Origin of the sequence: Photobacterium aphoticum (assembly GCF_001029435.1) — a bacterium.
GTDB lineage: Bacteria > Pseudomonadota > Gammaproteobacteria > Enterobacterales > Vibrionaceae > Photobacterium > Photobacterium aphoticum.
Window position 1 is genome coordinate 44,592 of the sequence record NZ_LDOV01000047.1, and the last position, 23,609, is coordinate 68,200.

The following is a 23,609-nucleotide window of genomic DNA, read 5'->3' on the forward strand; positions in this document are numbered from 1 at the left end:
GCATACCCGATAGCAGTAGTAAGGAGAAAACGCTTTCGGTGCCCGCTTGTCTGTATATGTTGCCAGTTTTTGTGAGATGAAATTTAAGTGTTCCTATACTCATCTGACCTAATCCCTTGTATATATGGGATATTCAAAAACAGGATAAAAACATGAAACTGAAGTTAGCTGCCGCTTTGATTGCCTCTTGCGTTGCTTATACCGCCAACGCGTGTACGGGGATTTCGCTTACTACCACACAAGATGATTACATTCAGGCCCGTACTATTGAGTGGGGTGAGAATGACCTCAACAGTAAACTGGTCATTTCCCCGCGTAAGCATACATATACGTCAACCATGCCTGACCAGAAAAAAGGCCTGACGTGGGAGTCCAAATACGGTTTTACCGGCATTTCAGTCAGCGATGATCGTTTCATTGCGGAAGGGGTGAATGAAGCGGGACTGTCCAGCGGCCTGTTCTATTTTAAAAACTACGGCTCACTCGCCAAGTATGATCCAAACAATACGCGCAACAACATCACCGACATGGATTTTGTCCGCTGGATGCTTTCTCAATTCAGTACGGTAGAAGAAGTGGAACAGGCACTGGCTAAAATCAAGATTGTGCCTGTGTATATGGATGCCAAAGGTAACCCTTCCCCAACGGCACACTGGCGCGTGGCTGATAAAAACGGCAACAATATCGTGATTGAAATCATGAATCACGGCCAAATCAATATCCATAAAAACACCGCTCAGGTACTGACTAATGCACCGGATTATCAGTGGCATATCACCAATCTGAACAACTATATCAATTTGCATCCAGGCGTTAGCCAAGGACAGCAAATCAACGGTGTAAAAGCCTTCTCCTTCGGGGTAGGTTCTGGTGCATTAGGGATGCCGGGAGATATCACACCGCCTTCGCGTTTCGTGCGTGCGGCCTTCTTTGTAAATACCGCACCTGAATTGCACAACGGTAAAGAAGCGGTGTCTCAGGCCTTCCATATCCTGAACAATTTTGATTTGCCGATCGGCACAGAATTTAACGAGAAGAAATATATCCCTGATCTGCCAAGTGCGACTCAGTGGACATCGGTGATTGATCAGACCAACGGTAAGCTGTACTACAAAACTATGCGTGACAGCACCATTAAACAAGTGGATCTGACCAAGATAGATTTCAATGGCAACAAAGAAGTGACACGTCCATTAGACAAAGGCAGCTTCCACGTTGAAGATGTGACACCAACACTGTAATCGTATTGATGGGCTCGCTCGCTATGAGATAACTTTTCTCATCAAGCCATAAAAAAACAGGCTCGCTGTTAGACAGCGAGCCTGTTCGTTTATCGTTACACCGTGATTAATTCAATTTAAAACGGCTCAAATTCTGATTCTGTTTTTCTGCCAATTCAGACAAGAAGTTCGACGCTTCCGTCGACTGGGTAATGCCTGCGACGTTCTGGCTGATCACATCCTTAATCAGGTTCACCGTCTGGCTGATCTCCTCGGCAGCGTGAGACTGCTGATTCGCGGCCACTGCGGACTCTGACGCGCCTTCCGAAATCGTCGATACCGCGCCATAAATAGAAGTCAGTTGCTCATACGATTCGTTCGACGTTGTTTTAGTCAGCTCAATCTTATCTAAACACTCTTGTACTTTTGTCTGCGCATCAATGGAGTGACCTTGAAGTTCTTCAATGATGTTCTTGATATGTACTGTCGAGTTCTGGGTTTTCGCCGCCAATGAACGTACTTCATCAGCAACAACGGCAAAACCACGTCCGTACTCACCGGCACGCGCCGCTTCAATCGCAGCGTTAAGTGCCAACAAGTTAGTCTGATCGGAAATGTTGTTAATGACCGTTGCCACTTCTTCGATGCTTTCACAACGCTGACGCAAGGTTTCTACCACAACCGAGGTTTCTGTTAACTGTTCAGTCAACTCTTCAGCACGCACTTTGTTTTCTTCCGCAATCGCACGGCCAGACAAACACAGTGACATCGCCTCATTCGCTTGTGCTTCTGCCCCACTCACTGACGTTGCCACCAGCTCTGCAGAAGAAGAAAGCTCAGTGGCTGCAGCGGCAATCTGCTCAATCTGGGCGCTTTGCTCTTCCGCATTCGCGGCACTTTGTACCATCACCGCCGCCAACTCAGTGGCAGAGGAAGCAACTTCATTACTCTGATCCAGGATCTGGTTAATCACACGACGTGTATCTGTGATGGTTTTGTCTGTGTTAAGACCTAGCATAGCAATCTCGTTGCTACCATCGATCTTGGTGGTCACACTCAGGTCTTGCGCCGCCATCGCTTTCAGTGACGTCGACAGCAAACCAAAGATAATCGTAAACTGACGAGTGATATACAGACCAATCAGCAGCGAAATAATGGCTGCCACAATCCATGACCACAACTGCACCTGAGACGACTTATCCGCCGAATCCAAGCTAACCGTACCGAGATCATCCACCATACCGACATTGCGGCTGTAAACTTTCACAATTAGAGAACGGATATCTTTAGCAACAGCATCGCGCTCTGTCTTGTAAGCCTCAACGCGCTTCAGACTGTTCACGATAAACGTGGTGCCATCGACATACTTGCTCATCACATCAGCATCAAACTTTTGCACATAACCGAAGCGTTGATACTTGTTCACAAATGACTGTGCACCATTGAGGTACAACATCATATTATCGACATCCACCAGGCTACGCAGGGCAATCACTTGTGCTAAGCGAGGATAAAAGGCATTGAAGTCACTTACAAACTGCGCCGCATCTTTATTCAACTGCTGTTGATCAATGTTCTCTGTTCGTAGTTGATTCAGGACCGGGAAAATCGCTGGCCACGATACTGGCGTGTTCCACCACTGCGCATCAATGGCTTTAAATACGTCATATTCATCGTTCAGCAATGTCAGGTATTTTTTGGTCATCGGTACAATGCTGGCTAATTCCGCCTGGCCTTGTTGTGTCAGCACCTGTGTATCAATCGTTTTATTGATTAGCGTATTCACACCCTCAACCGTAACACTAAGGGTTTGATAGCGCTGATCCATTTCTGCAGTGCTGGCATTCACCAGGTCACGGGTCTGAATACGGGCAGCGTTCCATTCACTGTCCACATCAGCCAGAAGATTGCTCACTTCCGTGCGTTTTGTGGTCACCGCGATATTGTCTTTAATCACGGCGATATTGCCATTAATCACCCACGCCACGGCGGCAAACAATACCAGCGTCGCCACAACGGGAAAAATAATTAACATGCTTATTGGTACATTTCTGGACCAACGCGAGGTGGTATTCGCACTCATACTACACTACTCAAATTCATTATTATTTAGACTGCCAAAAAACAACCAATTGCATACGGGCGTACTATTTAAAAAGTCATCAACGCAAACAATACGACAGACACGAGTAATACATACTTCAAGTAAAATAATGCTTAGCGCAAAAAGGAGGTAACTATGAAAATGTATTAATATTGCGTCTTAAATACGTTAGATTTCGATTTAAAAGTAAATTTATGCTTTATGTCATTCAGTAACCTATTGTATTAACAACCAATTTATTGCGCAACGAAATACTTGAAATGTGTCAATAAAAACAAATACATTAATATAATTATATATATTTTAATATCGCTTGATTGTTGTACGGCACCATAATACGTTATTTTTCTCATGATTTTTAATAGATAGAACGTGTCATATTAATGACGCTCATAAAAAGAATATACGTTCAAACTTAAATATGACTAGCAATCTATGGCCCGTATATTTTGCCTTACGTATCAGTGACACTCTGCCACAAAAAGGCATGACGGGTTAGACCACAGTTTGAGGATTCTACTTTCAAGCCATGATGGACGTCATATTTTTGACTTTATCACATCAATATGTCGTTGAGAGGTTCTCATAAAAACCAATTCTGAAAGCTTCCACATATTGGTGCTAAAGTCGCGGCCATTGAAACTGATTGATATTGGCCCATTTGCATTTTGCTCATAGATTATGAAGACAAGCATCCCAGCTTAGTGGTTGTTGAGGTTGGCACAAACGATTTCAGTACCGATCCAGCTTCACATGAACCGTGGGGCGATATTGAACATGTGAAAGCCGGCTCGTCAAATACGTGAATGAGCTTAAGCAGCGTTATCACGCCGATGTCATTTTGATGCCCCGCCCTTCTTACCCGTACCGCAACCATCACAAAACTGAATGTACAAGGTGTTAATGGCGTTCATCAAGTCACCTTTCCCACTGCGATGGAAGGCTGCAGTTGGCACCCTACCACCAAAGAGCACGAACAGATTGCGGCACAACTAAGTGATTCTATTAACGCGAATGACCTGCTCGACTAATCGCGTCGTTAATGCTCATACCGTTTCTTAGGATTCATTAACGTTAAAAAACCGGCTCGCTATACCGATAGCGAGCCGATCTTATATTGAATTCCGTTCTCAAGGCTCAATCTGTCAAAGTATAGTGATTAATCAACCCATGACGGACCTTGATGGTATTTCCGCTACCAGATAAAAACAAACGCATGACTTCACCTTCATAGGTAAATTTCACAAAACACTGCTCAACTTCGTACTCACGCCTTACTCTCGAAGAACGATACTCATACTCTTTCTTTGTCTTTTCATAGCAGTGTGTTGTTATCTCGCTGGTCAGTCGCGTTTCAGGATATGGATAATAAATCTCAACAATTAACAAGCCTATTGACAGCAGTACAAGCGACACTGCGGTAAAAGATGTTTTTCTAAAAACGGCTAATGATTTTAGTAAAGAAGCCAATATTAACATAACAATACATATTCCCATATACATAAATGTATATGCGTAAATTTTAACATCTGATTCGATTGAACCCATAAAATGGCTATTTCTTCCAACCCACAGCGCGAGTATTGGCAATATTAAAAATGAGTACAAGCCAACCCCTATGTATCTTGTCTCAAGATCTTTACCAAATAACATCTTCCACATTCCACCAACAATGACCGAAAATGTCATTGGCATACACATCAGTAAAATAGGCGATGACATCAACAACATCATCGCCAATACTGGCGAGTCGTCTTTAATGAAAAAATAAGCACAAATAATAACAATGACACATAGTGTATATTTTAAAATACGCCACTCCCGCTGACTAATTAAATTCAACCAAAGCTTAAATTTACTGGCTTTAGCTTCCCCACAATCAAAAGGCGCGGCTACCACTACTTCTTGGTCAAGATTAGAATTATTTGAACTCAATGGACTTGAGTCAACTAAATTTGATTTACCAAGCACTTTAAAAGGGTTTTTCTTTCTATTACGCTTTGTTATTCTATTTTTCATTAGATTGATTCAGCCCTTTCCTTTTACTTGAAAGTTTTTCGATTCAAAAAATAACACTGACGAAAGCTGTATGTTTCATCTCTATGAAACATTACCAAAAATAGAATTTATGAAAATGGACACACGTTATTAAGATGTGAGTATGGAGACTAACACTGATAAAATTGAAATTGATAACCCACACATTTTCATTCGTTACCCTGAAAGTATTAGTGATATACCCACAATATTTCCAGGTTAAGTAAAAAATTTGAATCATTTCATGAAATCCAGATATCTCTTCATCACATAAGTACTTCGCGAATTCAAGCTTAACTTGGTTATCTGGCAAAAAAAACCGACTCGCTATACCGATAGCGAGCCGGTTTATCATGATTGAAGTCAGTTTAGCGCACAGTCGTTTCTACTGACTCAATGGCGATGAGCACCTGCAGCATACACATACCCCGCTGCAATCACCTGCGCCAGAAAGGGATCATCCACCGCATCATCGGCGACATCGGCATAATCGGTCGAGAGGAAGCGTTTCCAATCCATTAACTGGCGAGTGTGCGTCGGTTGCCACGGTTTTAACGCCGTTAACCGATATTCATAACGCTTCATGTCACCGGCAATTTTCAGGTAAGCAGGCACATCTTCCTCATCTAACCACATGACGTCGATGGTCTGTTTGCCCCACTTTCCTTGGTAACACGTCATGCTCAGCATAGATACGTCACTGACGATGCTGCGCATTGCCTCACTCTGCGGACATGTCACCTTGGGTAACGTTGCGATGACCGAGGGTGAAATCAATTTTCCAACGCTTTGCCACTCACTGGGTAACTGCAATGAACGTAACGCCCCGTGCGGGTAGAAAACACTGCGTTCCGCCGATATAAAATGGCGGGTAAACGTGGTTTTCTCATGTTCATCGCGGCGCCAATGCTCAGCAACCTGTTGTTGCGGATACAGCAATACACGATCGGCCTGACTCATCCATAACTCAATCGATTTCTTCTTAGATTGAAAACCTAAGCTATCAGTAACGGTATAACTGGCAACGCTGCCCGCAGGTGGAACGCTTACGGCTGGCTCTGTCTGGGTTAGCTCTGTCTGAGTTGACTCCGATACGTCAGACGCTTTCGCAAACATCACCATTACGCCCAACGTCAACATAACAATGAAACGGCTTATCATGATCCTGAGCTCGCTTGTGCCACACCATTTTCAGCACGATTTATCAAATCCCCAGCTTGACTCATGATATGGAAGATCATGTTTTGCTCGAGGGTACCTCGCACCAAATGCGCCCCTGGCCCTGTGGCATATATCGCCACATCTTCACCGGCATGGGTTTCACTGCTGAGCGGCACTAACGACTGGTTTAAGCTATCCACCGTGAGGCCTTCATCATACAAGGCAACACGCTCGCCATTGGCATCATAAGATTGATTGTCACGCGCACTTGGCCCATTGCTATAAAGCAACGTGGTATACGGCTTGCCATCTAAGGCCAATTGTAACTGTCCATCTGTATTACGAACTAAACCCAGAATATCGTTACCTCGTTGAGCGTAGCCCCCCATCGTCATCACGTGCGAATGGTCTGCGGTAACAATGATCAACGTTTCTTCCGGATTCGTCATCGCCACGACACGCTCAACAGCGTCATGCAATGCTTGGGTATCATGCAAGGCTAATCCCGCTTTGGTACCGTGGTGCGCATGGTCAATCCGCCCAGCTTCAATCATCAGGAAAAAGCCTTGGTCATTTTTTGATAGCACGTTCAACGCCGCTTCGGTCATTTCTGCCAGTGACGGCTCTTCCTCCGCATCTCGTTGTGCTTCATAGGACATGTGCGAACGGGTAAACAAGCCCATTAAGCGGGTCGTATTACTGGCATCCAGTTGCGCCAGCCCCTCTCGGTTTTCCACATAAACATTACCTGCATCTTTGGCTTGCCACTCTGTAATGAGATTTCTGCCATCGTCACGGTATCCGTAACCTTCCGTTTGGGTGTAATCAAGGAAATTACGGCGTCCGCCACCTAATACCACATCCAGACCACCGCCTATCTCGTAGTTAACAAGCTGCTCAGCAATATCGCGACACCCTAACCCATCTTGTCCGTCACGCTTGATGTAATAATCCGCTTCCCATCCCCGAGCTGGCGTACGGGCATAGGTTGCCGCAGGGGTCGCATGGGTCACACGCGCAGTGGCGACGATGCCTGCACTCATACCCGCCATCTTGGCCAGATCAAGCGCTGAGACTAATTCATCATTCTGGGAGGCGGTGCAATCACCATAACCAACCGACGGCCCGATGTTGATCCCGCCACGGAAGGTTTTCACCCCAGTCATCATTGCGGTCATGGTGCCCGCTGAATCAGGGGTTTGCGAGTCGGTATTGTAGGTTTTAGAGAGAGCGACATAAGGAAAACGCTCAAAACTCAGGGCGTACTCTTCGCCCCCTTCATTGTCGGCTTGCGTCTGTCCCACCAAGATACGGCCTGCGGTCAGGGTTGAGATCCCCATGCCATCACCCACGATCAATATTATGTTTTTCGCCGTTTGGGTGTTTTCAACCAGCGCCATATTCTGCACTAACTGTTTTTCACCCTCGTCATACCATTTATTGGCGTTCGCCGCCCCAATCGATGGCACCACCGTATTACCGGAACCATCCGATGCATCGTTATTGTCTGAATCATTGCATCCTGTCAGACCCAGTGCAGATACCACCGCGCTAACCAGCAATGCACATTGCCAAGATTTACGCAGCAAATAGTGTGTTTTCATGATGTTCTCCATTATTCGTAGCGTCGACCTTGCAACGACAAGGTGCGGTTAATGACATGATAGATATAGTTTTGTTCAACAAGGCCGTTAAACCATTGTGCGCCGGGCCCCATGGCATAAATCGCCACATCTTCACCAGCGTGGGTTTCACTGCTTAACGGGACAAGGGCTTGTTGCTGAAAATCATCTGCTTGGGTATTCACATCCGTTAAATCCACGCGCTCGCCTTCATTAAAGGTCGTGAGTGCCCCCGGCCCATTGGCATAGCCCAAGGTGGTATAAGGTTTATCATCTTTGGCTAAGACGTTACCGCTCGCTCCGGCGGCTAAACCTAAAATAGGATTCCCTCGCTGCTGATAGCCAGCCATCGTCATTACATGAGAGTGATCTGCTGTCACAATGATGAGGGTGTCATCCAGTTGATTGGCATCTGCCAACTTTTGCACCGTGTGTGAAATGGTTTGATGGAACTGCTCCGTTTCCGTCAGCGCCAATTTAGCGATACCCGCATGATGACCATGATCGATACGGCCCGATTCCACCATTAAATAGAAGCCATCATTATCAGCCAGCAAATGATTCAGTGCGGTATCCGTCATTTCTGTCAATGACGGTTGTGTTGTCCCCTCTCGGTGCAACTCGTACTCCATATGAGAATCAGAGAATAAACCCAGCACTTGCTGCTCTGAACCGACAGGCAGATCTTTCATGGCCGAAGCGGTATCAACAAACTGACGTTGCGCTGGTGCAGTATCGATCCATTCTTGGATCAGATTACGCGCATCGGTACGACGCCCAGAGAGCCCTTCCCCACTGGGTTCAAAGCTACGACGTCCACCACCGAATACAATGTCGATGGCGGAATCGCTTTCCACCAATTGCAATGCAATATCTTTGACTTTACCGTTACAGTCTTCAGGCACACCACTTTCCCAACCGCGATCTGAAATGTGGGCGTATGTGGCTGCGGGGGTAGCGTGCGTAATACGTGCCGTAGAAACAATGCCGGTATTCATGCCACGCTCTGATGCATATTCAAGGGAGGTTTTAAGTGTTGCAGCCTCAACACCGCAGTCCCCTCGGTCAATATAATCACTGACCGAGAGCATGCCCGCGCGTGTTTTCACCCCCGTAACCATAGCGGTCATCGTACCGGCAGAATCGGGCACCTGCATGTCGGTGTTATAGGTTTTAGCCAAGGCAGTATAAGGAAACTGCTCGAAACTCAGCAGGAACTCCTCGCCACCTTGATGATTAATTTGGCTCTGTCCAACGAAAATACGCGCCGCCGTTTGTGTGCTGATCCCCATACCATCACCAATAAATAAGATGACATTTTTAGCTTCATCATAAGCAACAGGCTTTTGGGTAATCTCTGCTATTTTTGCCTGCCCATCCTGAAACCACACACTCTGGGTCTGGTTATCAGGCAACACACCGGCAGATGCCGAGGACATGGCGAGGACGCTTGTAAAAACAAGCGTAGAGGTCGAATTCATGACTTACACTTCCCTATGTCGATATTGAATACCATCCAACGCGTGATGATTCCATTCCACGTTGGTTCAAAAAACACAGAGAGTAAATCAAGCTTATATGACAGAGAGAAAGACAGAAAATGACAAAATTATTTAACGTGAATAGAGGCTGATTAAGATGCGGTAATACAACCAAAACTAATAGTGTTATAACATAACAATAAATAGGATTATTACCCGATATATCAAAAAATAAAGAGTGTTGGAGTAATCAACAAATGCGACAACCTCAATGGTATTACGATGAATTCATTAAACTCACTTTTGCATTCCTCGCCTCAGGCAACTTTGACAGCCTATTGATTCATCCCTAATAAATCAATTTGTGAAAACAAGGCAAGAGTAAACAAAGGTATCAGTGTCTTTTTCATTGACCATGGCTTGTTTAATTGCCCTTGAAAAGAAAAGTGATGAAACACATCACTTTTCTAAACAATGGCTGATTTTATTTCACGCTACACCCTGCGATAAGGTAAATACACAGGCTCCCAGATATGCGCAGCAAGTTCCTGCTCAATATCTTTACCCACTAATGCACTATTAGCCTCCGTCGCCTGCATGTTTTCCAAAATGCGACTCGCGACATGCAGAGAAACGTCTTTTAACTGACTAATACGTGGATAAACACACCCATTCTGTAAATCGGCATCGCTCACCTTTTCAGCCAGCGCATAAGATGCCGTGGTAAACATATCTAAGGGGATTTTCGACGCCTTCGAAACAATAGCCGCAAGTCCGACACCTGGGAATATAAAGACATTATTCCCTTGGCCTATACGGTATTCATAGCCATTGTACGTCACATTCTCAAACGGGCTGCCTGTTGCGACAATAGCCTGACCATCACTCCATTGATAAATATCTTCTGGCACGGCTTCGCAGTTTGCTGTCGGGTTCGACAATGGGAACACCATCGGCCGCTTGGTATACTCCATCATCTTCTGGACATGCTCTTCCTGAAATGCCCCGCCAATGCCACTGGTCCCCAATAACACCGTCACTGGATGGTGATTGATCAGCTCGGTTAATGACACTTTGCTAGGTTCTGCTACCGACCAGCCTTCGGCTAAAGCTCTTGGCTTCGCATAGCGTTTTTTGTATTCATCCAAGCCGTCTCGGTCATCAAACACTAACCCTTGGGAATCGAGAATAAAGATCTTATCGCGTGCTGCCGCATGCGAACACCCTTCTTTCAGTAGCCCTGCATAGATTTGGTCAGCAACACCCACGCCGCCCGCACCAGCGCCGTACACCACATAGGTCTGATCAGCCAAAGACTCCTGCTTAATCTTCACCGCGCCCAAAATACCGGCGAGTACCACCGAGCCTGTCCCCTGAATATCATCATTAAACGACGGCAGAAACTCTTCATAATCAGTCAGGTTGTCAAACGCATTTGATTTACTGAAATCTTCCCATTGCAGCACGGCATTTGGGAAAGTACGCTTAACCTGATGAACAAATTCTTTGATGAAGGCTTTATATTCTGCCCCACGCAACCGTCGGCGAGGAATACCAAGATACATAGGGTCATCCAACAAATCTTGGTTGTCTGTACCGACATCCAGCGCAATAGGAAGACAGTGTGCGGGGTGTATACCAGCTCCCAGGGTATACAAGGACAGCTTACCAATCGGGATCCCCATCCCTCCCACACCTTGGTCGCCTAGCCCTAAAATACCCTGACTGTCAGTCACAACAATGATCTTGATATCTTTACCGGAAAAGTGCTGTGCCTGCTCATCCATCTTACTGACGTTGTCTTGAGTGACATATAAACCACGCGCTTTCTGATAACGATGGCTGAATTCTTGACAGGCTTTACCCACTGTAGGGGTATAAATGATAGGGGTCATCTCTTCAATATGGCGAGAAAGTAATGCATAGAAGAGGGTTTCATTACGATCTTGTAGGGCACGTAAGAACAGGTATTTTTCAATGTCCGTTGATGCATTTTTAAACCCGTCATAAACACGATTTAATTGGTGTTCAAAGGTTTGCACTCTCGGGGGGAGTAACCCATCAAGCTGGAACATTTTGCGCTCTTCGTATGAGAATGCGGTACTTTTATTTAAGGTTCGATCATTGAGTAATTCCGTTCCAGTCAGCGAGACGGGCCGAAACGCATTCCCGTTTTCATCCTTCCAACGCAAATATTTTCCAGTTGTCATTGTGTTTCTCCATTCACATTCATACTGTTTTTATTGATTCTTTTATTCTCAAAGCCAGTAACCAATATGGTGGGTTAGCATCATGCCGGGTACTCACTGATTGTAAGTTCTTTAAATGAACAAAAATGTGACATTGATGCGGTTGGAAACATATGCAACTTAAAGTGCGGTGTATAGATCACTACCTCTTTAAAGCTGATCGCTGAAGCAGCCTTGATTGCGGCAAAACTGAGTGGGCGGAGCTGACTCCGACATAGAGAACTTGCTGAATGTTCGAAGTGAGCAGACGTGATGATTAAGGCTAAAAAGAAACGTAGATTAACGGAGGATAGAACGAATGGAGGAAACTTGAAATTCAGGTGCGAGGACTATTTATTGTGGTCCAGAAACGAAAAAAGGAGAGCCGAAGCTCTCCTTTTCCGAAAAAACTAAACTGTAAAATTACAGAGCAGCTTTTGCTTTCTCAACAAGCACTGTGAAAGTTGCTTTGTCGAATACAGCGATATCAGCAAGGATCTTACGATCGATTTCGATAGACGCTTTCTTAAGACCGTTGATGAAACGGCTGTAAGACATACCGTTCTGACGAGCAGCAGCGTTGATACGTGCAATCCATAGTTGACGGAAAGTACGTTTCTTCTGACGACGGTCACGGTAAGCGTATTGACCAGCTTTAGTAACAGCCTGGAAAGCTACGCGGTAAACACGTGAACGTGCACCGTAGTAACCTTTAGCTTGTTTCAGAACTTTCTTGTGACGTGCACGCGCTTGTACACCACGTTTTACGCGAGGCATAGGAGACTCCTAACTAAAATTAAAAAATAAAACTAAAAACGATTAAGCGAATGGAAGCATGCGAGCAACTGCAGCCACTTCACACTTAGGAAGGATTGCATTTGGACGTAGCTGACGCTTGTTCTTAGTAGTACGTTTAGTCAGGATGTGACGCTTAGTTGCGTGCTTAAACTTGAAGCCACCAGCAGTTTTCTTGAAACGCTTAGCAGCACCTTTGTTGGATTTCATCTTAGGCATGATGAGACTCCGCATTGTTGATAGTTAATAAACATAGTAATAAGGCGAACAAAAAGCGCTGCATGAAGCAGCGCTTTATGCTACTTGAATGCCTTAATTACTTCTTCTTAGGGGCAAGCATCATCGTCATTTGACGACCTTCAACCTTATTAGGGAAACTTTCAACGACAGCTAGATCGATTAGGTCTTCCTTAATGCGGTTTAGAAGGTCAATACCAAGACTCTGGTGGGCCATTTCACGACCACGGAAACGTAGTGTGACTTTGCCCTTGTTGCCCTCTTCTAAAAAGCGACTCAGGTTGCGCAGTTTTACCTGATAATCGCCTTCGTCTGTACCAGGACGGAATTTAACTTCCTTAATCTGGATTTGTTTCTGCTTTTTCTTTTGCTCTTTAGCAGCCTTGCTCTTTTCGAACAGGTACTTGCCATAGTCCATCACACGACAAACTGGTGGCTCGGCATTCGGGCTAATTTCAACTAGGTCAACACCAGCTTCGTTAGCAAGATTCACTGCTTCTTCGATAGAAACAACACCGATAGACTCGCCATCGATACCAGTTAGACGCACTTCACGTACACCGCGAATTTCGCCGTTTAGGCGATGTGCATTCTGCTTAACTGGTGCTTGGGTTCTTTTTCCGCCTTTAATACCTTATTCCTCCACAACATTGAGCTTGCGACTGCTGATATCCTGCTGCAAGAATGCAACAAGATCGTCAATCTTAAATTTACCCAAATCTTTACCCTTGCGAGTACGTACTGCGATTTCGCCTGCTTCGACTTCTTTGTCGCCGCAAACCAGCATGTAAGGCACTCGCTTCAAAGTATGTTCGCGAATTTTAAAGCCAATCTTCTCATTTCTCAAGTCCGCATTGACTCGAATTCCACTTTTTTGTAGTCGTTCGACCACTTGTTGAGCATATTCGGCCTGACTGTCGGTGATATTCATCACAACAGCCTGCTGAGGTGCCAACCAAGTTGGGAAGAAGCCAGCATACTCTTCGATAAGGATACCGATAAAGCGCTCTAGAGAACCAAGAATTGCACGGTGAATCATAACAGGCGTGTGACGCTCGTTATCTTCACCTACGTAGGTGGCACCCAAACGCTCTGGAAGTGCGAAGTCTAACTGAACTGTGCCGCACTGCCAAGCACGATCTAGACAATCGTGTAGAGTAAATTCAATTTTCGGACCGTAGAACGCGCCCTCACCTTCTTGGATCTCGTAAGGAATATCCATAGAAGACAGTGCAAGCTTAAGATCTGATTCCGCTTTATCCCACATTTCATCAGAACCTACACGCTTCTCTGGGCGTGTAGACAGCTTAACAACGATGTTGTCGAAGCCGAACGTCTGATATGTATCGTATACCATCTTAATACAAGATGTAACTTCTTGCTGTACCTGACCTTCAGTACAGAAGATGTGTGCATCATCCTGTGTAAAGCCACGTACACGCATTAGGCCGTGTAGTGCACCTGATGGTTCGTTACGGTGACAGCAACCGAACTCCGCCATACGCAATGGCAGATCACGGTAAGATTTCAGACCTTGGTTGAAAATCTGTACGTGACCAGGACAGTTCATTGGCTTCACAGCATATTCACGGTTCTCAGAAGAAGTCGTGAACATGTTTTCTGCGTATTTGTCCCAGTGACCAGAACGTTCCCAAAGTACGCGGTCCATCATTAGAGGACCTTTTACTTCTTGGTAGCCGTATTCGTTTAGCTTGTCGCGTACAAACACTTCTAGCTCACGGAATACCGTCCAGCCATTGTGGTGCCAGAACACCATACCCGGTGCTTCTTGCTGCATGTGGTACAGATCAAGTTGCTTACCCAGTTTACGGTGGTCACGCTTTGCCGCTTCTTCAAGACGAGTCAGGTGCGCTTTTAGCAACTTCTTGTCTTGGAATGCTGTACCGTAGATACGCTGCAACATCTTGTTGTCGCTGTTACCACGCCAGTAAGCACCCGCTACGTTCAGCAGTTTAAAGTGCTGACAGAAGCCCATGTTCGGCACGTGTGGACCACGACACATGTCGATGTATTCTTCGTGATGGTAAAGGCCAGGACGGTCATCGCGTGATACGTTCTCGTCTAGGATTTCCATCTTGTAGGTTTCACCACGTGCTTCAAACGTATCACGTGCTTCCTGCCAGCTCACTTTTTTCTTAACGACTTCGTACTTGGTCTTAGCCAGTTCGATCATGCGTTTTTCAATCACATCAAGATCTTCTTGAGTCAGTGATTGTTCTAGATCGATGTCGTAGTAGAAACCGTTGTCGATCGTTGGACCGATCGCCATTTTCACGTCTGGGTACAGCTGCTTGATGGCGTGACCTAGAAGGTGAGCACATGAGTGACGGATAATTTCCAGACCGTCTTCATCTTTTGCAGTGATGATTTCCAGACTTGCGTCATTTTCAATTAGGTCACATGCATCAACACGAACACCGTCAACACGACCAGCGATACAAGCCTTAGCAAGGCCAGGACCGATTGAAAGTGCAACGTCCATAGTAGATACAGCGTGGTCAAATTGACGCTGGCTGCCGTCAGGAAGAGTAATTACAGGCATTGAATATTCCTTACAGTGGTGCCACACACCAAGTAGCACATGTTGGTTGTAAAGCCTTTGAAAGCTTTGATGAGAAAATAAATAGCACTGCCGAATCGCTAACCCCGCAATACAGAGCGATATAACGAAACGGAGTGGAAAGGATGATACAGAGGGCTATGCCGAATTGCAAAGCCTCTCACAATAATCATTCTTCAACGAGATGATATGTCACCACATACAGGGATTCGACATTCGGGTAAATCTCGTTGATCACAGCTTTCAGCTCAGGCAGGGTCATGTTTTCCTGCTCCGCATGAAAGTCTGTCAGTTCAGAGAATGTCACTGGTGTGACTGCATCAATGTGCAGCTTACAGAACCAACGGCCTTCTTCGAGGGTTGAAACGTCAACCGTTGAACCCACCTGGTAGTGGCTTTCTGATTCATCGCGAACGGTGATGGTTTTCTTCTTTGCCAAAATATCCGCTTCAAAGCGGGCAAAGAATGTCATTTCAGTTGGGATACAAGTCACTGTGTTTCTTTCTATATTACGTATATCGGTTTTGCCTAACGGGCGTAATGTGACAGGGCTTCCCCTCTCTACCTCTGCCCGCTACTAGGCCTATATGCTTTAACCGCTTATCGGCGACGAGGCGCAGAACGGCGTGATGAACGCGCTTTAAATGATGATGCTGCTTTCGCTTGCGACAACTCAATCGATTCAATCGTCAGTACCATCGGCTCACGCGGTACAATGCCCGGGGCAAAGGTACGCTGACGTGGCGGCAACACATATTCTTCATCGCTGGCGCGAGGCATACGCTTAAAGCGCGACAGGTAAAAACCTTCTAGCTTTTCACGCGCCCATTCCGTTTTGCGGAAATACTTCACACAAGCAGGAATAGACGGATTTTTCTGGAAGCAGTGGAAACGCATAGCAGCGGCTAAGATGTCCCAGCCGTAAAAATCCACCAGCTCTTTCAGTAGTTTTTCAAGGCTGACACCGTGCAGCGGGTTATTTTGCTGAACCGCAATTTTTTCCTGCTTCGCTTGGGTGGCATCCTGCTGTACGTGCCCTTCAGTGGCGTGTTGTGTTTCTTTCATTGTACTGTCCTGAAACAGACTCATTATGTAGGCCTGATTATACGTGTTACTTCAAACAAATGCTCCATTAAACATGCTTATCACCTCACGTTAGGCTTCTGTTGCCAGCCAAACGAAACGCCCACACCCCGCACGCTGTCTCCGTCCTCTGGAAGCCCTCCCGCCTCCCCGACAAAGGCACTACCTTAGTGCTTCCACATCGTCAAGGAATGATTACAACCCTGTGTCGTGTTCATTCGCTGTCTGACTTGAGTTTCGTATCGAGATTACTTATTAATTTTTATATAAATCTTCAATTTTCAGGGTGGCACATGGATACGGTGTTAACAAACGTGAACATGGTTGCACTGACACCCGAACACGGGTATCAGATTGTATCGCATGCCCACATTGGTGTGGCGCAAGGTCGCATCATGTTTGTGGATAATGGCCCTCTGCCCGCCTGTCACGGTCATCCTGAAATCATTGATTGCCAGGGCGCACTCGTCACGCCAGGCTTGATTGACTGTCATACCCACCTCATTCATGCCGGTAGCCGGGCCGAAGAGTTTGAAATGCGTATGAAAGGGGCAACCTATGCAGACATTGCAGCCAATGGTGGTGGCATTTTATCGACAGTATTGGCTACCCGTGCCGCATCAGAAGAGACGCTCTATTCCCTTGCCAATCAACGCTTAGACGGACTGCGGCAAGAGGGTGTCACAACGGTTGAAATCAAGTCAGGCTATGGCTTAACGCTCGATGATGAACTCAAGATGCTACGGGTCGCCCGTCGATTAGGCGAGCAAACTGATATTAATGTATCAACTACGCTGCTCGCCGCTCATGCTCTCCCGCCAGAATTTGCCCACAACGCCGATGGCTATATTGCGCACATCTGTAAAGACATCATTCCAGCGGCCGCCCAAGAACAGCTCGCAGATGCGGTAGACGTATTCTGCGAAGGGATCGCGTTTTCTCCGGAACACTGTCAGCACGTCTTCCAAGCCGCACAGCAACATGGTTTGGCCATTAAAGGTCATACTGAACAACTGTCTCACCTTGGAGGGAGTGCCCTCGCCGCCAGCATGGGAGCATGGTCGGTGGATCACCTCGAATATTTGGATGAAGCAGGCGTGAGGGCATTAGCCGCCAACCAAACCGTTGCAACGCTCCTGCCCGGTGCGTTCTATTTTCTGCGAGAAACGCAGTTGCCCCCCATTGCATTATTACGCCAACACGGTGTCCCTATCGCCCTGTCTACTGATTTCAACCCCGGCACCTCCCCCATCGCCTCGCTGCGTATCATAATGAACATGGGGAGTACGCTGTTTGGCTTAACCCCTGAAGAATGTTTACGTGGCGTCACTCAATATGCCGCACAAGCGCTTGGCATGAGCCATCAACGAGGACAAATAAAGCCCGGGATGGTGGCAGATTTAGCTATCTGGGATCTGTCATACCCGGCCGAACTCACTTACCGACTCGGTGTGCCTGATCTCATCGGTCGCATGGTAAATGGTCAATTATTTCCTGCTTCCCGTCACCCCATTCACTCGCCCATGCGTATGTTAAGTCATACAGCGGGAGATGCTTATGACCATTGATATGCACATCTGGCAAGGCCGTACCGATCCCGAAGACGGGCCACTGAGCCAGCGTTGGCATCAACACATATTGCCTGCCGATCAGGCCAATGACGAAGGGATCCTCCTGCTGGGGTTTGCGTGTGATGAAGGGGTGTCGCGCAATAAAGGGCGAACCGGCGCGTATGATGCACCGCCAGCCATCCGTAAAGCATTAGCCAATCTTGCCTGGCACCATACCGACCCCATTTACGATGGCGGGGATATTCTCTGTAACGATGGCAATCTCGAAATGGCCCAATCGCGTCTTGCTGAAGATGTTTGTCATGCGCTGCGACAAAAACACAAAGTCATGGTATTTGGTGGCGGTCATGAAGTGGCTTGGGGCAGTTTTCAGGGCATTGGCCAATACCTATTACAAAAGCAACATGCGGGAAACCAGACCTGCGTTCCTCGCATCGGTATCATTAACTTCGATGCCCATTTTGACTTACGGAATCCTCCGGCAGGCCCACAATCTGAACGAGGCAGTTCAGGGACACCGTTTCATCAAATCCAACGCTTCTGCGAACGGCAGAACTGGCCCTTTCACTATGCGTGTTTCGGTATCAATCGTGCAGCTAATACCCAAGCACTCTATCAGAAGGCCGACCGTCTGGGCGTGTTATATCGGGATGATGACCAACTGACTTACGCCCAACTGCCTACGCGGGTAGAAGAGCTGACCGATTTTATTGCCGAGTGCGATTATCTCTACCTCACCATCGATCTCGATGTGTTTCCTGCTGCAGTCGCCCCCGGCGTCAGTGCCCCCGCAGCTCGAGGCGTCCCGCTCGATATCATCGAAGCGCTGTTAATCCCGATTGTTGAGGCAAGCGCTTCCGATGGGGAAAAAAAATTACTGGTTTTCGATATCGCAGAATACAACCCAAGATTTGATATCGACAATCAAACCGCTCGGCTGGCCGCCCGTTTAGCCTGGTGGGTGGCGCGCCGCATGCGCTAGACCATAGATAAGCAAGACATAAGAGAGACTCATTACACGCTATTCCATGACAGCAAGGACACGCCGATCACCGGTTAACCGCCATCAAAGGAGTACATCATGACACGTTCCGATCAATCCTCGCCTCCACCTTCTCGCCGATTGGATGAAAGCCGAACGGTGATTGCCCCTACCGGCACCACGTTGCACGCCAAATCCTGGCAGACGGAAGCCCCCTTAAGAATGTTGATGAACAACCTGCATCCGGATGTGGCAGAACATCCCCACGCCTTGGTGGTATACGGCGGTATTGGGCGGGCAGCGCGTAACTGGGCCTGCTTTGATAAAATCGTTGATGTTTTAACACGTCTGGAAGATAACGAAACCTTGCTGGTGCAATCAGGCAAACCGGTTGGCGTATTCAAAACGCACACCAATGCACCACGGGTATTGATTGCAAACTCAAACTTAGTCCCTCACTGGGCCAATTGGGCAAACTTTAATGCGCTCGATAAACAAGGCTTAATGATGTACGGGCAGATGACGGCCGGCAGCTGGATCTACATTGGCTCCCAAGGGATTGTGCAAGGCACCTATGAAACCTTTGTGGCAATGGCCAAACAACATTTTAACGGTAACAGTCACGGCCGCTGGATTTTAACTGGCGGGCTCGGCGGCATGGGCGGCGCACAACCGCTGGCTGCGACCATGGCGGGATTTTCAATGATTGCCGTTGAATGCGATGAAAGCCGTATCGACTACCGCCTGCGCACCGGTTACGTCGACCGTAAAGCCACCAGCTTAGATGAAGCACTGGCACTGATTGATGAAGCCAAGCAAACCGGCCAACCTATTTCTGTCGGGTTGCTCGGCAATACAGCGGATATCTTCCCCGAGATTGTTAAACGCGGCATTGTGCCTGACTGCACCACAGATCAAACCTCCGCCCATGATCCACTTAACGGCTATCTGCCGCAGGGCTGGACGATGAATTACGCTGCAAAGATGCGACAACAAGATGAAGCCACCGTCGTGAAAGCGGCTAAAGCCTCGATGGCACTTCAAGTCAAAGCCATGCTCGCGCTGCAACAAGCCGGCTCCGCCACGGTCGACTACGGCAACAATATCCGACAAATGGCGATGGAAGCGGGCGTCGATAACGCATTTGATTTCCCGGGCTTTGTGCCTGCGTATATTCGCCCTCTGTTCTGTGAAGGTATCGGCCCCTTCCGCTGGGTCGCGCTCTCTGGTGATCCAGAAGATATTTATAAAACCGATCAAAAAGTCAAGTCCTTGATCCCGGATGATCCTCACCTGCACCGCTGGCTTGATATGGCGCAAGAACGTATCCAATTTCAAGGCTTACCGGCACGTATCTGTTGGGTCGGATTAAAAGATCGTGCTCGCTTAGGCTTGGCTTTCAATGAGATGGTGAAAAGCGGCGAGTTAAAAGCCCCCATTGTGATCGGACGGGATCATTTAGATTCAGGCTCTGTCGCCAGCCCGAACCGAGAAACCGAAGGCATGCTGGATGGCTCTGATGCTGTCTCCGACTGGCCGCTGCTTAATGCGTTGCTTAATACTGCCTCGGGGGCAACGTGGGTGTCTCTGCATCATGGTGGCGGCGTCGGTATGGGGTTTTCCCAACACGCCGGCATGGTGATTGTATGTGACGGTACCGATGAAGCCGCTGAACGTATTGCCCGTGTGCTGCACAATGATCCGGCAACGGGTGTCATGCGGCATGCTGATGCAGGGTACGACATCGCCATACAGTGCGCTCAAGAGCAGGAGCTTGATCTGCCCATGCTCAATGATCCAGCAGGCTCTCGCACCGCACCCAGTCGCGACAATTAAATGCCAGTCAGAAGGAGAGATTATGAATATGCTGACACTTCATCCTGGCAAGTTAACGTTGCAACAGCTGCGTGAGATCAGTCGGCATAAAGTGACGTTGTCACTGATCGGTGCTGCGACCCCGGCCATGCAAGCCAGCGTAGAAACTGTTCGTGCCATCATCGCTGATGATCAAACGGTGTATGGCATTAATACGGGATTTGGTTTACTGGCCAACACGCGTATTGCTCTTGAAGACTTAGAAACCTTGCAGCGGAGTATCGTACTTTCTCATGCGGCCGGGATTGGTGACTATATGGCGGATCACACGGTTCGCCTGATGATGGCACTGAAAATCAATAGTCTCGCACGGGGGTATTCAGGGATCCGGCCCGATGTCGTTGATGCGCTGATCACCTTAGTCAATGCCAACGTCTACCCTTGTATTCCGCAGAAAGGCTCTGTGGGGGCGTCCGGCGATCTGGCACCGTTAGCGCACATGAGTACCGTATTATTAGGGGAAGGCCTTGCCCGTCATCAAGGGGAAATCATCAGTGGTGCCGCCGCATTAAAGATTGCCGGATTATCCCCTATCACCCTTGCGCCTAAAGAAGGCCTCGCGCTGCTCAATGGCACACAAGCATCAACGGCATTTGCACTAGAAGGCCTGTTCGCCGCTGAAGATCTGTATGCAGCCGGCACGGTGTGTGGTGCCATGTCGGTGGAAGCGGCACTCGGCAGTCGTAAGCCCTTTGATGCACGCATCCATCGGGTAAGAGGGCACCGTAGCCAAATGGATGCGGCGAGTGCGTATCGCCACCTGCTCGGCAGCGACAGTGAAATCGGCCAATCCCATCAGGCGTGTGAAAAAGTGCAAGATCCATACTCGCTACGCTGCCAGCCACAAGTGATGGGGGCCTGTTTACAACAAATTCGTCACGCAGCCGAAATACTTGAGGTCGAGGCCAATGCCGTCTCCGATAACCCCTTAGTCTTTGCCGATGAGGGCGATATTTTGTCCGGCGGAAACTTCCATGCTGAACCTGTTGCCATGGCTGCAGATAACCTCGCGTTGGCCATTGCTGAAATCGGCAGTTTGTCTGAGCGACGCATGGCGTTATTGAACGACAGCAGCCTGAGCAAACTGCCGCCTTTTTTGGTCGACAATGGGGGCGTAAACTCTGGCTTTATGATGGCACAAGTCACGGCGGCAGCATTAGCCAGCGAAAATAAGCCCCTCGCCCACCCCGCCTCTGTCGACAGCTTACCCACTTCCGCCAATCAGGAAGATCATGTCTCGATGGCCACCTTTGCTGCCCGGCGTTTAAAAGACATGAGCGACAACACACGCGGCATTTTGGCGGTGGAACTGCTTGCTGCCGCGCAAGGACTGGATTTTCGTCATCCTCACCGCAGCACAGAGCGGATTGAACAAGCCAAAGCCCTGCTTCGTGCACATGTCAGCTTCTATGATAAAGATCGTTATTTCGCCCCCGATATTGCGCATGCGGATCAATTACTTAAAACCGCCTGCTTTAACGCCTTAATGCCGGAGACATTACTGCCCAGTTTGCCATAACAGCAGGCGATCCCGTCTGCTAATACTTAGCCACAAACATCCGTCAATATCGGTACCTTCTGCTTTCTGGCACATCTAAACGGTGTGCCTTCTTTCTCAAACAATGTAAAACCTTGATAGGCGCCCAGTTATTTGAGTGGTAAATGAACTACTATGTTCTAGGGTCATCTACTTATTGTTGTTTCGTGGAGGATATATGTGGCAAGCGATTTCTCACCAACTCTCCAACGTGTTGAACAATCCCTTCAAAATTATTGAAAAGGATGTGCTTGAAGGCGGTGACGTAAATGAATGCTATTGCATCAGCGATGGTAATACCCGCTTTTTCATTAAACTCAACGATCGTGAGCAATTAACGGTTTTTGAAACAGAAGCGGAAAGCCTGCGCATCCTCAACGAAACTGACTGTATCCAAGTCCCCCAACATATCCATGTCGGCACCAGTAAGGACAAAGCATTTCTGGTGTTGAATTATTTACCCACCAAAGTGTTAAATGATGACGCCGCCTACCAGTTGGGGGCACAACTGGCGCACCTGCATGCCTGGGGTGAACAAGCTGAATACGGGTTTGATTTTGATAACTACATTGGTTTGACCCCACAACCTAATCGCTGGCGTCGCCGCTGGTGCCGATTTTTTGCTGAGCAGCGAATTGCTTGGCAATTACAGCTGTGTCAGGAAAAAGGCATGGTGTTTGGCAATATTGATGAGATCACCAGTAACGTTATTCAGTTACTGATGAACCACCAGCCAAAGCCTTCCCTACTACATGGTGACCTATGGCATGGCAACACCGCCATGACGGTGACTGGCCCAATTATTTTTGACCCAGCCAGCTATTGGGGCGATCGAGAATGCGACATGGCGCTGACAGAATTGTTTGGCGGTTTTCCACCCAGCTTTTATGAAGGCTACCACTCGGTGTGGCCGCTCGATGAAGGTTATGAGGAGCGCAAAGATCTCTACAATCTTTACCATGTGCTGAATCACTGTAACCTGTTTGGAGGCAGCTATATTGCCCAAGCCGAGCAAATTATCGAAAAATTGCAGCTTAATTCACCGCAATCCTAACGGTGTCGAACCAAATATGGTATTTTTCGCTGGATAGGACA

Annotated in this window: 18 protein-coding genes; 6 read left to right on the top strand and 12 right to left on the bottom strand. The window is 47.5% G+C overall.

Annotation, left to right across the window (positions count from 1 at the left end; all coding sequences use genetic code 11):
- Positions 1-152 precede the first annotated feature (152 nt).
- Positions 153-1,241 carry a linear amide C-N hydrolase gene (locus tag ABT58_RS21760; RefSeq protein ID WP_047876535.1) on the top strand — a complete coding sequence of 363 codons (1,089 nt, stop codon included), beginning with the start codon at positions 153-155 and terminating at the stop codon, positions 1,239-1,241.
- Positions 1,242-1,347: 106 nt separating this feature from the next.
- Here ABT58_RS21760 and ABT58_RS21765 read toward each other — a convergent pair whose 3' ends face one another.
- The 12 genes from ABT58_RS21765 to ABT58_RS21825 all read right to left on the bottom strand — a co-directional run bounded on the left by ABT58_RS21765 (position 1,348) and on the right by ABT58_RS21825 (position 16,531).
- Positions 1,348-3,255, bottom strand: coding sequence for a methyl-accepting chemotaxis protein (locus ABT58_RS21765; protein WP_053063168.1), 1,908 nt, complete (start codon positions 3,253-3,255; stop codon positions 1,348-1,350).
- Positions 3,256-4,461: 1,206 nt separating this feature from the next.
- Positions 4,462-5,343, bottom strand: coding sequence for a hypothetical protein (locus ABT58_RS21770; protein WP_047876537.1), 882 nt, complete (start codon positions 5,341-5,343; stop codon positions 4,462-4,464).
- A 411-nt stretch (positions 5,344-5,754) separates the two neighbouring features.
- The gene (locus tag ABT58_RS21780; RefSeq protein WP_047876539.1) at positions 5,755-6,522 is read right to left on the bottom strand and encodes a hypothetical protein; all 768 of its coding nucleotides are present in this window, start codon (positions 6,520-6,522) and stop codon (positions 5,755-5,757) included.
- On the bottom strand, positions 6,519-8,126 hold the full coding sequence (locus ABT58_RS21785; protein WP_047876540.1) for an alkaline phosphatase: 1,608 nt from the start codon (positions 8,124-8,126) through the stop codon (positions 6,519-6,521). The genes ABT58_RS21780 and ABT58_RS21785 overlap by 4 nt, the downstream gene beginning before the upstream one ends.
- An 11-nt stretch (positions 8,127-8,137) precedes the next feature.
- Positions 8,138-9,625 carry an alkaline phosphatase gene (locus ABT58_RS21790; protein ID WP_047876541.1) on the bottom strand — a complete coding sequence of 496 codons (1,488 nt, stop codon included), beginning with the start codon at positions 9,623-9,625 and terminating at the stop codon, positions 8,138-8,140.
- A gap of 494 nt (positions 9,626-10,119) precedes the next feature.
- A complete protein-coding gene (locus tag ABT58_RS21795; RefSeq protein ID WP_047876542.1) occupies positions 10,120-11,835 on the bottom strand; it encodes an NAD-dependent malic enzyme in 1,716 nt (571 codons plus the stop codon).
- Positions 11,836-12,276: 441 nt separating this feature from the next.
- Positions 12,277-12,630: a 50S ribosomal protein L20 gene (gene rplT, locus ABT58_RS21800; protein ID WP_005299885.1), complete on the bottom strand. Its 354-nt coding sequence runs from the start codon at positions 12,628-12,630 to the stop codon at positions 12,277-12,279.
- A 42-nt stretch (positions 12,631-12,672) separates the two neighbouring features.
- Positions 12,673-12,867 (bottom strand): 50S ribosomal protein L35, encoded by a 195-nt coding sequence (gene rpmI / locus ABT58_RS21805; protein WP_036832349.1) that lies wholly within the window; start codon positions 12,865-12,867, stop codon positions 12,673-12,675.
- Positions 12,868-12,964: 97 nt separating this feature from the next.
- Positions 12,965-13,516 carry a translation initiation factor IF-3 gene (infC, locus tag ABT58_RS21810; RefSeq protein WP_082211209.1) on the bottom strand — a complete coding sequence of 184 codons (552 nt, stop codon included), beginning with the start codon at positions 13,514-13,516 and terminating at the stop codon, positions 12,965-12,967.
- A gap of 3 nt (positions 13,517-13,519) precedes the next feature.
- The gene (gene thrS, locus ABT58_RS21815) at positions 13,520-15,448 is read right to left on the bottom strand and encodes a threonine--tRNA ligase (protein WP_047876544.1); all 1,929 of its coding nucleotides are present in this window, start codon (positions 15,446-15,448) and stop codon (positions 13,520-13,522) included.
- A gap of 187 nt (positions 15,449-15,635) precedes the next feature.
- Positions 15,636-15,938 carry a N(4)-acetylcytidine aminohydrolase gene (yqfB, locus tag ABT58_RS21820; RefSeq protein ID WP_047876545.1) on the bottom strand — a complete coding sequence of 101 codons (303 nt, stop codon included), beginning with the start codon at positions 15,936-15,938 and terminating at the stop codon, positions 15,636-15,638.
- 128 nt (positions 15,939-16,066) lie between these two features.
- On the bottom strand, positions 16,067-16,531 hold the full coding sequence (locus tag ABT58_RS21825) for a VF530 family protein (RefSeq protein WP_082211210.1): 465 nt from the start codon (positions 16,529-16,531) through the stop codon (positions 16,067-16,069).
- 311 nt (positions 16,532-16,842) lie between these two features.
- Here ABT58_RS21825 and hutI point away from each other — a divergent pair, with 311 nt between their 5' ends.
- From hutI to ABT58_RS21850, 5 genes are all read left to right on the top strand, one after another.
- Positions 16,843-18,117 carry an imidazolonepropionase gene (hutI, locus tag ABT58_RS21830; protein ID WP_082211211.1) on the top strand — a complete coding sequence of 425 codons (1,275 nt, stop codon included), beginning with the start codon at positions 16,843-16,845 and terminating at the stop codon, positions 18,115-18,117.
- Positions 18,107-19,102, top strand: coding sequence for a formimidoylglutamase (gene hutG / locus ABT58_RS21835; RefSeq protein WP_047876546.1), 996 nt, complete (start codon positions 18,107-18,109; stop codon positions 19,100-19,102). Before hutI ends, hutG begins: the two co-directional genes overlap by 11 nt.
- Before the next feature lie 99 nt (positions 19,103-19,201).
- On the top strand, positions 19,202-20,938 hold the full coding sequence (gene hutU, locus ABT58_RS21840) for a urocanate hydratase (RefSeq protein WP_047876547.1): 1,737 nt from the start codon (positions 19,202-19,204) through the stop codon (positions 20,936-20,938).
- A 22-nt stretch (positions 20,939-20,960) separates the two neighbouring features.
- Positions 20,961-22,496 carry a histidine ammonia-lyase gene (gene hutH, locus ABT58_RS21845; RefSeq protein ID WP_047876548.1) on the top strand — a complete coding sequence of 512 codons (1,536 nt, stop codon included), beginning with the start codon at positions 20,961-20,963 and terminating at the stop codon, positions 22,494-22,496.
- Positions 22,497-22,692: 196 nt separating this feature from the next.
- Positions 22,693-23,568: a fructosamine kinase family protein gene (locus ABT58_RS21850; protein WP_047876549.1), complete on the top strand. Its 876-nt coding sequence runs from the start codon at positions 22,693-22,695 to the stop codon at positions 23,566-23,568.
- Positions 23,569-23,609 lie beyond the last annotated feature (41 nt).